Annotated in this window: 12 protein-coding genes; 11 read left to right on the forward strand and 1 reads right to left on the reverse strand. The window is 66.3% G+C overall.

Going from position 1 to position 12,373, the window contains the following annotated elements; genetic code table 11:
- The first annotated feature begins 125 nt into the window (after positions 1-125).
- The 4 genes from rpsF (at position 126) to AC1RP5_RS13675 (ending at position 3,205) form a co-directional block, all read left to right on the forward strand.
- On the forward strand, positions 126-581 hold the full coding sequence (gene rpsF, locus AC1RP5_RS13660) for a 30S ribosomal protein S6 (protein ID WP_493111321.1): 456 nt from the start codon (positions 126-128) through the stop codon (positions 579-581).
- Positions 578-811: a 30S ribosomal protein S18 gene (gene rpsR, locus AC1RP5_RS13665; protein WP_493111322.1), complete on the forward strand. Its 234-nt coding sequence runs from the start codon at positions 578-580 to the stop codon at positions 809-811. Before rpsF ends, rpsR begins: the two co-directional genes overlap by 4 nt.
- 21 nt (positions 812-832) lie before the next feature.
- Positions 833-1,474 (forward strand): 50S ribosomal protein L9, encoded by a 642-nt coding sequence (rplI, locus tag AC1RP5_RS13670; RefSeq protein WP_493113360.1) that lies wholly within the window; start codon positions 833-835, stop codon positions 1,472-1,474.
- 81 nt (positions 1,475-1,555) lie between these two features.
- The gene (locus tag AC1RP5_RS13675; RefSeq protein ID WP_493111324.1) at positions 1,556-3,205 is read left to right on the forward strand and encodes an ABC transporter permease; all 1,650 of its coding nucleotides are present in this window, start codon (positions 1,556-1,558) and stop codon (positions 3,203-3,205) included.
- Here the strand turns inward: AC1RP5_RS13675 and AC1RP5_RS13680 are convergent.
- The gene (locus AC1RP5_RS13680) at positions 3,180-4,214 is read right to left on the reverse strand and encodes a Fe(3+) ABC transporter substrate-binding protein (RefSeq protein WP_493111325.1); all 1,035 of its coding nucleotides are present in this window, start codon (positions 4,212-4,214) and stop codon (positions 3,180-3,182) included. The genes AC1RP5_RS13675 and AC1RP5_RS13680 overlap by 26 nt on opposite strands.
- Positions 4,215-4,491: 277 nt before the next feature.
- Here AC1RP5_RS13680 and AC1RP5_RS13685 point away from each other — a divergent pair, with 277 nt between their 5' ends.
- From AC1RP5_RS13685 to purF, 7 genes are read left to right on the forward strand one after another with little or no spacing between them, the layout of a single operon-like run.
- Entirely contained in the window at positions 4,492-6,018 is a 1,527-nt protein-coding gene (locus AC1RP5_RS13685) for a replicative DNA helicase (RefSeq protein ID WP_493111326.1), read from the forward strand.
- Between the two features lie 9 nt (positions 6,019-6,027).
- Positions 6,028-7,197 (forward strand): alanine racemase, encoded by a 1,170-nt coding sequence (alr, locus tag AC1RP5_RS13690; RefSeq protein WP_493111328.1) that lies wholly within the window; start codon positions 6,028-6,030, stop codon positions 7,195-7,197.
- On the forward strand, positions 7,194-7,973 hold the full coding sequence (locus AC1RP5_RS13695) for an MlaE family ABC transporter permease (protein WP_493111330.1): 780 nt from the start codon (positions 7,194-7,196) through the stop codon (positions 7,971-7,973). The genes alr and AC1RP5_RS13695 overlap by 4 nt, the downstream gene beginning before the upstream one ends.
- An 11-nt stretch (positions 7,974-7,984) precedes the next feature.
- Positions 7,985-8,758 carry an ABC transporter ATP-binding protein gene (locus AC1RP5_RS13700; protein ID WP_493111332.1) on the forward strand — a complete coding sequence of 258 codons (774 nt, stop codon included), beginning with the start codon at positions 7,985-7,987 and terminating at the stop codon, positions 8,756-8,758.
- Between the two features lie 2 nt (positions 8,759-8,760).
- The gene (radA, locus tag AC1RP5_RS13705; RefSeq protein WP_493111334.1) at positions 8,761-10,224 is read left to right on the forward strand and encodes a DNA repair protein RadA; all 1,464 of its coding nucleotides are present in this window, start codon (positions 8,761-8,763) and stop codon (positions 10,222-10,224) included.
- A 19-nt stretch (positions 10,225-10,243) separates the two neighbouring features.
- Positions 10,244-10,855, forward strand: a complete 612-nt coding sequence (locus AC1RP5_RS13710; RefSeq protein WP_493111335.1) for a CvpA family protein — start codon at positions 10,244-10,246, stop codon at positions 10,853-10,855.
- A gap of 46 nt (positions 10,856-10,901) precedes the next feature.
- Positions 10,902-12,365, forward strand: a complete 1,464-nt coding sequence (gene purF / locus AC1RP5_RS13715) for an amidophosphoribosyltransferase (protein WP_493111337.1) — start codon at positions 10,902-10,904, stop codon at positions 12,363-12,365.
- The last annotated feature ends 8 nt before the right edge of the window (positions 12,366-12,373 follow it).

The following is a 12,373-nucleotide window of genomic DNA, read 5'->3' on the forward strand; positions in this document are numbered from 1 at the left end:
CCTCTTCGGGGCCTGAATCGGCCCCGATCTCCTTGCCGCCCCGATGCATTCCGCGATGGGGCGGCTAGATCCGGCCGGTTCCTCGGAACTCCGGGTCGCTAACAGCCATAAGGAGCCGAATCTACATGGCACTCTACGAGAATGTCTTCATTGCGCGTCAGGACGTTGCGACGACGCAGGTGGAGGCTCTGACCACCCAGTTCTCCGAACTGGTCACCAGCCTGGGCGGCACCGTCTCCAAGAAGGAGTACTGGGGCCTGCGTTCGCTGACCTACCGCATCAAGAAGAACCGCAAGGGTCACTACACCCTGCTCAACATCGACGCCCCCGCGGCGGCGGTGAAGGAGCTGGAGCGTACGATGTCGATCAACGAAGACATCATCCGCTACATGACCGTGCGCGTCGACGAGCTCGAGGAAGCGCCGTCGGCCATCATGGTGCGCAGCGCCGAGAAGTCCGACCGTCCGGGCGGCGATCGTGGCGACCGCTGGGGCGATCGCCCGCCGCGTCGCGAGCGTCCGCGCTTCGGTGACGAGGGCGGTCCCGCCCCGGCCGCTGCTGAAACGGGAGAAGAAGCATGAGCGCCCAGCGTCGTCCGTTCACCCGCCGCCGCAAGAGCTGCCCGTTCTCCGGCGCCAACGCGCCGAAGATCGACTACAAGGACGTGCGCCTTCTGCAGCGCTTCGTTTCCGAGCGCGGCAAGATCGTTCCGAGCCGCATCTCGGCGGTCTCGGCCAAGAAGCAGCGTGAGCTCGCCCAGGCGATCAAGCGCGCCCGCTTCCTGGCTCTCCTGCCCTACCTCATCGCCTAATCGGGAGACGCAATCATGCCGATGAACGTCATCCTGCTCGAGCGCGTGCCGAAGCTCGGCCAGATGGGCGACGTTGTGAAGGTGAAGCCCGGCTTCGCCCGCAACTTCCTCCTGCCGCAGAAGAAGGCGCTGCGCGCGACCAAGGACAACATCACCTACTTCGAATCGCAGCGTAAGGTCCTCGAGGCGCAGAACCTCGAGCGCCGCCAGGAAGCCGAAGCGGTCGGCGCCAAGATGAGCGACCTCAAGGTCGTCCTCATCCGTCAGGCGTCCGAAGCGCTCCAGCTCTACGGTTCGGTCACCTCGCGCGACATCGCCGACGGCGCTGCCACGCAAGGTGTGAAGATCGAGCGCAGCCAGGTCGAACTGGACAAGCCGATCAAGGCGCTGGGCGAGCACAAGATCAAGATCCACCTCCATGCGGAAGTCGTGGTCGAGATCTCGGTGCTGGTTGCCCGCTCCGCCGACGAGGCCGAGTTCCTCGCCAAGGGCGGCAAGCTGGTCGCCGAGACCGAGCGTGCGCAGATGGAAGCGGCGGAAGCCGCGCAGCGTGCGGCCGACCAGGCCGCCGCGCTGTTCGAGGCCAAGTCGGCCGAGCCCGCCGAGGGCGAAGGCGAGACTGCCGAGGCCGCGGCCGAGGAAGCGCCAGCCGACCAGAAGTAACCGCGTGCCGACAGGCACTGCGCATCTCTTCGAACGCATGTCATCGCACCGCGATGGCATGCGTTTTCTTTTGGTGAACCCGTGATCTGGCGGCTGGGCGCTTTTCTGGTCGCCGCGGTAGTGGCGCTGCCCCTGCTCGGCATCGCCTCCAGCCTCTTCACCTCACAAGGCGAACTCTGGCGTCACCTCGCCGAGACGCAATTGCCCGACATCGTCGGCAACACCATCGTGCTGCTGCTCGGCGTCGGCATCGGTACGGTCGTGATCGGAACCGGCACCGCCTGGCTGGTGACGACCTGCCGTTTCCCCGGCGTCCGCCTGCTGCAATGGGCGCTGCTGCTGCCGCTGGTCCTACCGACCTACATCATCGGCTATGCCTACGCCGACCTGATGGCCTTCGCAGGACCTCTACAGTCCGGATTGCGAGGCGCCACGGGCTGGTCGCGCGCCGACTACTGGTTCCCCGACTTAGGCTCTGCAGCGGGCGTCGCGTTCCTGTTCACGCTGGTCCTCTATCCCTACGTCTATCTCGCCGCACGCGCTTCCTTCCTGACGCAATCGCAGGCCCTGCTCGAGGCGAGCCGCATTCTCGGCAACGGCCCGTGGCGGACCTTCCTGCGTATCGGCCTGCCGCTCGCGCGTCCCGCCATTGCCGCCGGCGCGGCGCTCGCCCTGCTCGAGACGCTCGCCGACTTCGGCACCGTCCAATATTACGGCGTTCACACCTTCACGACGGCGATCTATCGAACCTGGTACGGGATGGGTAACCGCGAAGGCGCGGCGCAGATCTCGCTGATCCTGATCGCTATCGCCATCGTGCTGATCCTGCTCGAACGCCATTCGCGCGGCCGCGCGAGCTTCGCCATCGCCTCGAACCTGCGCCACCGCGGCGAGCCGGTCACGCTGTCGCGGCGCGCGGCACTTGCCGCCATGGTGGCCTGCGCTCTTCCCGTCCTGCTGGGCTTCCTGCTGCCGACCCTTCACCTCGCCCAGCTTGCGCTGACCTCGGGCACCACGATGGCGGACCATCGTTTCATCGGTGATGGCATCAACAGCCTGATCCTGGCCTCGCTGGCTGCCGCCATCATCGTCGGATTGGCGCTGTTCCTGAGCTATGCCGGGCGCCTGGTGCAGCGGCGCTCGCTCGACCGCACGATCGTGTTCGCGTCGCTGGGCTACGCCATTCCCGGCGCCGTCATCGCCGTCGGCATCCTGCTGCCGCTTGCCGTGGCCGACCACGGCATCGACCTCGTGTCGCGCGGCCTGTTCGGCCTGCCGACCGGGCTGTTGCTGAGCGGCACCGCCTTTGCGCTGCTGACGGCCTACACAGTCCGCTTCCTGGCCGTCGGCATGGCCAACATCGCGCCGGGCCTTGCGGCGATCGATCCCGCGATGGACGCGAGCGCGCGCGTGCTGGGCGCAAAGCCCCGCCAGGTGCTGCGCTACATCCATCTGCCGATGCTGCGCGCGCCAGCCCTGACGGCCGGCATCATCGCTTTCGTCGAAGTGCTGAAGGAGTTGCCGGCGACGCTGCTGATCCGGCCATTCAATTTCGACACGCTGGCGGTCGGCGTCTTCCGGTTCGCCTCCGACGAGCGCCTTGCCCAGGCGGCCGTCGGCGCGATCGTGATCGTTCTCGTGTCGCTGGTGCCGGTGATCCTGCTCAGCCGCGCGGTGGCCGCGGGATCACCGGCTCGCGGGCAGCTTACTTCCAGCCCGCCCGGTCCATGATCTTCAGCGCCTCGGCGTTGTTCTGCGCGAACACCCGGGCGTTGAGCTGGTCTTCCTTGAAGGTGCCGAGCGACTTCAGCTCGGGCGACAGCTCGACGCCGGCCACCACCGGGAACTCCGAGTTGCCCTCGGCGAAGTAGCGCTGGGCGCCCGGCGAAACCAGGTACTCGAGGAACTTCACGGCGGCGTCCTTGTTGGGCGCGTACTTGGCCACGGCGCCGCCGCTGATGTTCACGTGGGTGCCGCGACCGGCCTGGTCGGGGAACACGATGCCGAGCTTGGCGGCGACCTCGCGGTCCTCCGGCTTCTTCGAGCGCAGCAGGTTCACGTAATAGTAGGTGTTGGACACCGCGAGCATCGCCTCGCCGGCGGCCGCGCCCTTGAGCTGGTCGGTGTCGCCACCCCGCGGCGGACGCGCGAGGTTGGCCGCAACGCCCTTGGCCCACGCCTCGGTCTTCTCCGGTCCGAGCGCTGCCAGCAGTGAGCCGACCAGCGATTGATTGTAGATGTGACCCGACGGGCGGATCAGGATCTGGCCCTTCCACTTCGGATCGGCCAGCGCCTCGTAGGTCTTCGGTGCATCGGCCGCCGTCACCTTCTCCTTGTTGTAGAAGATCACGCGGGCGCGCTTGGAGAAGCCGAACCAGTTGTTGTCAGGATCGCGCAGGTGCGCCGGAACGGCCTTCGCCAGCACGGCCGAATTGACCGGCTGCAGCAGGCCCATCTCACGCGCCCGCTCGATGCGGCCGGCATCGGTGGTGATCAGCACATCGCACGGGCTCTTGTCGCCTTCGGTGCGCAGGCGCTGCACCAGCGGATCGGGCTCGGCGTCGACACGGTTGATCTTCACGCCGGTCTGCTTCGTGAAATCTTCGTACAGCGCTTCATCGGTATTGTAGTGGCGGGCGGAATAGAGGTTGAGCGTTCCCGCCTGCGCCCAAGCCTGCCGGGCAATGAAAATGCCGGAACCAAAGGCCAGGCCGGTCTTCACGAGCGCACGTCTTTTCACGACTTCCTCCACTGCGAATGACTATCAGTGGCCCGATATCATTCGGTGTGAAGAATCGCAATTCAAATGCATTTTATTAACAATTACCGTTAGTTAATTCTGTCGGTGGGCGATTCGCAGGCCCCGTGGTCAGCGTGCGCTGGAGATAGGATGTCGCCTCACAGGGAACGCCTTAAGAACACGGGAGTGGTAGTATCCACCTGATCCTCCTTACACTCGGAGGGTCGGCCCGATTGTTTGGTGGCACCCCTCTCGTCTTGAGCGCAAAGACAATGTGATGGAGCCGCTTAAAGAGTCCTCGAACGTCACCCGTCTGCCCGGCGCGGAAGACACGCGCCTGCGCGAGCCGCCGCACAATTTCGAGGCGGAGCAGGCCCTGCTCGGCGCCATCCTCGTGAACAACGCCGCCTATCAGCGCGTGGCCGAGTTCCTGCGCCCCGAGCATTTCGCCGATCCGTCGCACGGCAAGCTCTTCGATTCCCTGACCCGCCTGATCGAGCGCGGACAGGTCGTGAGCGCCGTCACGCTCAAGACCTATGTCGAGCAGGACCCGGCAATGAAGGAAGCCGGCGGTGCGGCCTATCTCGCGCGCCTCGCCGCGGCCTCCGTGCACGTGATCGACGCCGCCGCCTTCGGCCGCGCCGTGCACGATCTCTACCTGCGCCGCCAGCTCATCGACCTCGGCGAAAACGTCGTGAACGGCGCTTTCTCCGGCGACGTCGACGAGACCGCGCTGCAGCAGATCGAGGTCGCCGAAAAGAAGCTCTACGATCTCGCAACGACCGGTCAGACCGAGGGCGGCTTCAAGCCGTTCCGCATGGCCCTGACCGAAGCCACGACCGCAGCCGAGGCCGCGTATCATCGCGAGGGCAAGCTCACCGGTGTGGCCACTGGCCTGTTCAACCTCGACCAGTTGCTGGGCGGCCTGCACAGGTCCGACCTTCTGATCCTCGCGGGCCGACCGTCGATGGGAAAGACGGCTTTGGCCACCAACATCGCCTTCCATGCGGCGAAGTCCTACCGGGAGGACATCGTTGACGGTCACCCGAAAGCGGTGGACGGCGCAGTGGTCGGCTTCTTCTCGCTCGAAATGTCCGCCGAGCAGCTCGCCACCCGTATGCTTTCGGAGCAGGCCGAACTCTCCTCGGAGAAGATCCGCAGAGGCGAGCTGAACAGCACCGAGTTCGACAGGGTGCTGCATGTCAGCCAGGAACTCGAGCACCTCAACTTCTTCATCGACGATACGCCCGCTCTCTCGATCGCCGCGTTGCGTACCCGCGCCCGCCGGCTGAAGCGGACGCACGGTCTTGGCCTGATCATCGTCGACTACCTCCAGCTCCTCAATCCGTCGGGCAAGAGCCGGCAGGAGAACCGCGTGCAGGAGGTCTCGGAAATCACCCGCGGCCTGAAGACGCTCGCCAAGGAACTCGACGTGCCGGTGATCGCGCTGTCACAGCTCTCCCGCGCCGTCGAGCAGCGCGAAGACAAGCGTCCCCAGCTTGCCGACCTTCGTGAATCGGGGTCGATCGAACAGGACGCCGACGTCGTCATGTTCGTCTACCGTGAAGAATACTACCTGACGCGTGCGGAGCCCGCGCGCCGCGCCGAGGAAAGCGACCAGAAGTTCAACGAACGCCATGACGACTGGAAGCAGCGCTGCGAACTGACCTACGGCAAGGCCGAGGTCATCGTGGCCAAGCAGCGTCACGGTCCTACAGGCATCGTGCGTCTGTCGTTCGAAGGCCAGTTCACGAAGTTCGGCAACCTCGATGGTGTTGCTGACGAACCGGTGTCGGCGTTCTAAGGTCGCGGCGTGTCAATTCCTGCCGATGACGATGCGGCGCGACGGGCCGGCGCGATCCTCTCGATCGACCTCGGCGCCATCGCAGCCAACTGGCGCGGTCTGCGCGATGCCGGACGGGCCACCGGACGACCGGTCGACTGCGCCGCCGTCCTGAAGGCCGATGCCTATGGGACCGGTGCGGCCATCGTGGGACCACGGCTGGCGGCCGAGGGCTGCCGGCAGTTCTTCGTGGCCCATATCGACGAGGGCATCGCGCTGCGCCGCGTACTGCCGGAGCCGCCGATCTATGTGCTGAACGGCCTGCTGCCCGGCACCGAGGGCGATTTCGTGGAGCACCGCCTCACCCCGGCGCTCAATCACCTGGCCCAGCTCAACGCCTGGCGGGCGGCGGCCCAGCGCTTCAATCAGGCGCTCGACGCCGTGGTCCATCTCGACACCGGCATGCACCGGCTGGGTTTCGGCGCGGAGGATGCACAGGTCCTGATCAACGAGCGCGGCCGGCTGCGCGGCCTGCGGCTCGCCCTGATCATGAGCCACCTGGTGGCTGCCGAGGAAACCTCCAATCCCGTCAATGGCGAGCAGCTTTCGCGTTTCCGCACCTTCGTGCGGGCCATGCCGGGCGCGCCGACCTCGCTCGCCAACTCCTCGGGCATCTTCCTGGGCCCTGACTTCCATTTCGACCTGCTGCGCCCGGGCGCTGCGCTCTATGGCATCAATCCCCTGCCCGGCCAGTCGAATCCGATGCTGCCGGTCGTGACCCTGCACGCCCACATCCTGCAGACACGGCGGATCGATGCCTTCCAGACGGTGGGCTATGGCGGCGCCTGGCGCTCGGCCCGACCCAGCCGGATTGCCACGATTGCGCTGGGATATGCGGACGGCTATTTCCGTAACCTCGTCAACCGCACCTTCGTGCACCTCGCCGGACACAACGTGCCCGTAATCGGCCGCATCTCCATGGACCTCGTGACCATCGACGTGACCGACGTGCCCGAAGCCCTGTGCCAGCCCGGCGCCATGGTCGAGGTGCTGGGCCCTCATCTCACGCCGGATGACCTCGCCGACCATGCCCGGACCAACGCCTACGAGATCATGACGGCGCTCGGCCGGCGCTATCACCGCGCCTATGTCGACGGCTATGCCGATGCGCCGGCGGACGAAACGGGAGAACCGGCGTGACCATTCCCCTGTTCACCATCCTGGGGCGGATGACGCTCGCCCTCCTGGAAGCGATCGGCAACGTCACGGCCTTCGCCTTCAAGGCAATCCGGCAGGGCCTGCAGCCGCCCTACTATCATCGACAGATCCTCCGGCAGATCATCGAGATCGGCTACTACTCGCTGCCCGTGGTCGGCCTCACCGCGATCTTCACCGGCATGGTGCTGGCGCTGCAGAGCTACACCGGCTTCGCGCGCTTCTCTGCCGAAAGCGCCATCCCCAACGTCGTCGTGGTCTCGCTGACCCGCGAGCTGGGCCCGGTGCTGGCGGGCCTCATGGTCGCGGGCCGGGTCGGCGCCGCGATGGCGGCCGAGATCGGCACCATGCGCGTCACCGAACAGATCGATGCGCTCACCACGCTCTCGACCGACCCATTCAAATATCTCGTCGTGCCGCGCCTGATCGCCGGCGTGCTCACCCTGCCCTTCCTGGTGCTGATCGCCGACATCATCGGTGTGTTTGGCGGCTTCCTGGTCGGCGTCTACAAGCTCGACTTCAACGACGCGGCCTACCTGCGCAACACGATGGATTTCCTGCAGTTCCAGGACGTCTTCTCAGGGCTCGTGAAGGCCGCCGTGTTCGGCTTCCTGATCACCCTGATGGGCTGCTACCACGGCTACACGTCGCGTGGCGGCGCCCAGGGCGTCGGCATGGCAACCACCAGCGCGGTGGTTTCCGCCTCGATCCTGATCCTGACGTTCAACTACTTCATCACCGAAGCCTTCTTCGCGCGCTGACCGCCCTGCCCATGTCGTCTCCCAAGATCTCGCTGCGCGGCGTCACCAAGGCCTTCGGCCCGAAGAAGGTGCTTCAGGGCATCGAGCTCGACGTGGCACCCGGCGAATCGATGGTCGTGATCGGCGGCTCGGGCACCGGCAAGTCGGTGTTGCTGAAGTGCATCCTGGGCCTGCTGTCTCCCGACAACGGCTCGATCAAGATCGAGAACGAGGAAACGAGCGACCTCACCGATCGCAGCCGGGCACGCGTCATGCGCAAGTTCGGCATGCTGTTCCAGGGTGGTGCGCTGTTCGATTCACTGAAGGTCTGGGAGAACGTCGCCTTCGGCCCCATCCAGAGCGACGGCATGGCGCCGGGACAGGCCCGCGAGGTCGCCATCGCCAAGCTGGGCGCCGTGGGCCTCAGCCCGGAGATCGGCGATCTCTTCCCCTCGGAACTCTCGGGCGGCATGCAGAAGCGCGTGGCGCTCGCCCGCGCGATCGCACGTGAGCCCGAGATCATCTTCTTCGACGAGCCCACAACCGGGCTCGATCCGATCATGGCCGACGTCATCAACGATCTGATCGTGAAGTGCGTCAGCGATCTCGGCGCCACAGCCGTCTCGATCACCCACGACATGGCAAGCGCCCGCAAGATCGGCCATCGGATCGCCATGCTCCACGAAGGCAAGCTGATCTGGCAGGGCCCGGTCGCCGACATCGACCGCTCGGGCAATGCCCATGTCGACCAGTTCATCAATGGCCGGGCCGAGGGTCCGATCCGGATGCAGGTCCGGAGCCTCTAGGCGTGGCGCGCCCGCTCAAGCGCTACGTTTGCCAGGCGTGCGGCTCCGTCACCAGCAAGTGGAGCGGCCGCTGCGAATCGTGCGGCGAATGGAACACCATCGTCGAGGAAGCGGCGCCCGCGCCGGGTCCCGCGGGAGGCGGTCTTGCGCGCGGCGGCAAGGGCCGGCTGCTCGAATTCACCGGCCTGACCGGCTCGACGCCTCAACCACCCCGCCTGAAGAGCGGCATCAACGAATTCGACCGGGTGTGCGGCGGCGGACTGGTCGTGGGCTCCGCGCTGCTGATCGGCGGCGATCCCGGTATCGGCAAGTCGACACTGCTGCTGCAGATGGCGGTAGCACTTGCCCGGCAGAACACGGCCTGCGCCTACATCTCCGGCGAAGAAGCCGTCGATCAGGTGCGCCTGCGCGCCGAGCGACTGGGTCTCGCCGATGCGCCGGTCCAGCTCGTCGCGGCCACGTCGGTCCGCGACATCGTGGCCTCGCTGGAACGGGCGGATGCACCCAAGGTCGCGGTCATCGATTCGATCCAGACGATGTGGCTCGACACGGTCGATTCGACGCCCGGCACTGTCACTCAGGTCAGGGCCTCGGCGCAGGCGCTGGTCGAACTCGCCAAGCGGCGTGGCATTGCCGTGCTGCTGGTCGGGCACGTCACCAAGGATGGCGCCATCGCCGGGCCCCGCGTGCTCGAGCACATGGTCGACACGGTCCTCTATTTCGAGGGCGAGCGCGGGCACCAGTTCCGCATCCTGCGCACCGTCAAGAACCGCTTCGGCCCGACCGACGAGATCGGCGTCTTCGAGATGTCCGACCGCGGCCTGTCCGACGTCGCCAATCCCTCGGCCCTGTTCCTGGCGGATCGCCGTGGCCACGTCTCAGGCACCTGTGTCTTCGCCGGCATCGAGGGCACGCGCCCCCTCCTCGTGGAGATCCAGGCGCTGGTCAGCCCCTCTTCCCTGGCCACGCCGCGCCGCGCCGTGGTCGGGTGGGATTCGAACCGGCTGGCGATGGTGCTGGCCGTGCTTGAGGCGCGCTGCGGCGTCACGGTGGGCGCCAACGACGTCTACCTGAATGTGGCGGGTGGACTGCGGATCGGCGAGCCGGCTGCGGACCTCGCGGTGGCGGCGGCGGTCATTTCGTCGCTGGCCGACGAGCAGGTACCGGGCGACATGGTCGTGTTCGGCGAGATCGGCCTCGGCGGCGAGGTCAGGCCGGTCGGCCAGCGCGAGGCGCGTTTGCGCGAGGCCGCCAAGCTCGGTTTTCGCAGCGCGCTTATCCCCCAGGTCCGCAGTGGCTCGGGGCCTGCCCCGCGTGCGCCGGAGGGCATCGCCATTGACGAAATCGAGCATCTATCGGACCTTGTGGCGCGTTTCCAACCGGCTGACCGGCCTCTAAAACGTGGCCGGCGCGAAGGGTCCGGTGACGGATCCGGCGACCGCCGACGCGATCAGGATCAGGACTAGGGCAGAGAGAACGGGATCGATGGAGCAGCTTGGTATTACCGTTTTCGATGTCGCCGTGATCGCCATCGCCGTGTTTGGAGCGGCCATCGGCATGTCCACCGGGTTCGCGCATGCCGTCCTCTTCATCGCCTCCTGGATCGGCGCCGGATGGGTCGCCTGGCGCTTCTCGCCGGTGGTCCAGCCCGAGATCGAGAAGCTCGTCGGCAGCACAGAACTCGCCTATTTCATCTCCCTGCTGACGGTCTTCGTAGGCGCACTGATCGTGCTGATCATGCTGACCAGCGTCCTTTCCCGCTCGATCCGCTCCAGCCCGCTGGGCAAGCCCGACAAGATCCTGGGAGCGGGTTTTGGCGTGCTGTGCGCCTGGGTCGCCATGGGCACGGCCTTCCTGTTCTACGGCTATCTGGGTCCGCGCGCGCTGCCGCCCGCGGTCGAGGGCGCCGCGAGTTTTCCCATGATCCGCGAGATGGCGACCTTCGTGGAGCCTCATCTGCCGACCGGCTTCCGAAATCGCCTGCAGCGTCCGGGCATGGAAAGTGGCGTGATTCCGCCGTCGACGGCGCCGCGCGCCGCGCCCACCCCCGCCGAAACGGCGCCGGCGACGCCTGGGGAAACCAAACCGCCGCAGTGAGTTATCCTTGATAGCTTCGGGGCGACACCCCAGCTATAACCCCGCCGTGCACAGCACCCCGAAACGCTCCGAAGACGACCTCGACAAGTTTCACGAGGAATGTGCGTTGTTCGGCATCTACGGGACGTCAGATGCCGCCGCTCACAGCGCACTGGGCCTGCATGCCCTGCAGCATCGTGGCCAGGAAGCCTCTGGAATCGTCACTTTCGACGGTCGCCTCTTCCACAATCACCGCGCCGCCGGCCTCGTCGGAGACATCTTCGGCACCCAGGCCATCATGGAAAAGTTGGTCGGCTACTCGGCGATCGGCCACAATCGCTACGCCACGACCGGCGGCTCCTCGGACCGCAACATCCAGCCGATCTTCGCCGATTTCGACTTCGGCGGCCTGGCGCTCGCGCATAACGGCAATCTCACTAACGCGTACCTCCTCCGCAAGGAGCTGGTCCGCATCGGCTGCCTGTTCCAATCGACCACCGACACCGAAGTCATCAACCACCTGATCGCCCGGTCGAACTACTCGACCGTCGTCGACCGGCTGATCGATGCGCTGGGCCGGGTCAAGGGCGCGTACTCCCTCCTGCTGCTGACCAACGAGGCTCTGCTGGGCGTTCGCGACCCGATGGGCGTGCGGCCGCTGGTGATCGGCAAGCTGGACGATGCCTGGATCCTGACTTCCGAGAGCTGTGCGCTGGACATCATCGGCGCCCGCTTCGTGCGCGACGTCGAACCGGGCGAGATCGTGATCGTCGACGGTAACGGCCTCAGGTCCATCAAGCCCTTCGCCAAGCAGAAGCGCCGCTTCTGCGTGTTCGAGCACATCTACTTCGCGCGGCCGGATTCGAAGGTCGAGGGCGTCGGCGTCTATGACGCCCGCAAGCGGATCGGCATAGAGCTGGCCAAGGAAAGCCCCGTCCCGGCCGACGTCGTCGTCCCGGTGCCGGACTCCGGCGTGCCCGCCGCGATCGGCTATGCCGCGCAATCAGGCCTGCCATTCGAGCTGGGCATCATCCGCAACCACTATGTCGGCCGCACCTTCATCGAGCCGGCCGACCACATCCGCCATCTCGGCGTGCGCCTGAAGCACAACGCCAACCGCGCCCATATCGAGGGCAAGCGCGTGATCCTGGTCGACGATTCGATCGTCCGCGGCACGACCTCGATGAAGATCGTCGAGATGGTGCGCAATGCCGGCGCCAAGGAAGTGCACATGCGCATCGCGGCGCCGCCGACCACCGACCCCTGCTTCTACGGCATCGACACGCCGGACAAGGACAAGTTGCTGGCCTCCCGCTACGACGTCGCCGGCATGGCGAAGTTCATCGGCGTCGATTCGCTCGCCTTCGTCTCGATCGACGGGCTTTATCGCGCCATGGGCCTGCCGGGCGGCCGCAACTCTGCCGATCCCGCCTTCTGCGATGCCTGCTTCACCGGCGACTACCCGATCGCGCTCGACGACGTGACCGGCGCCGACGACCGCCAGCTCTCCCTTCTCGTCGAATCCGCCTGAGTTCCAAG

It is taken from the genome of Reyranella sp. GW821-FHT12G01 (assembly GCF_058806575.1).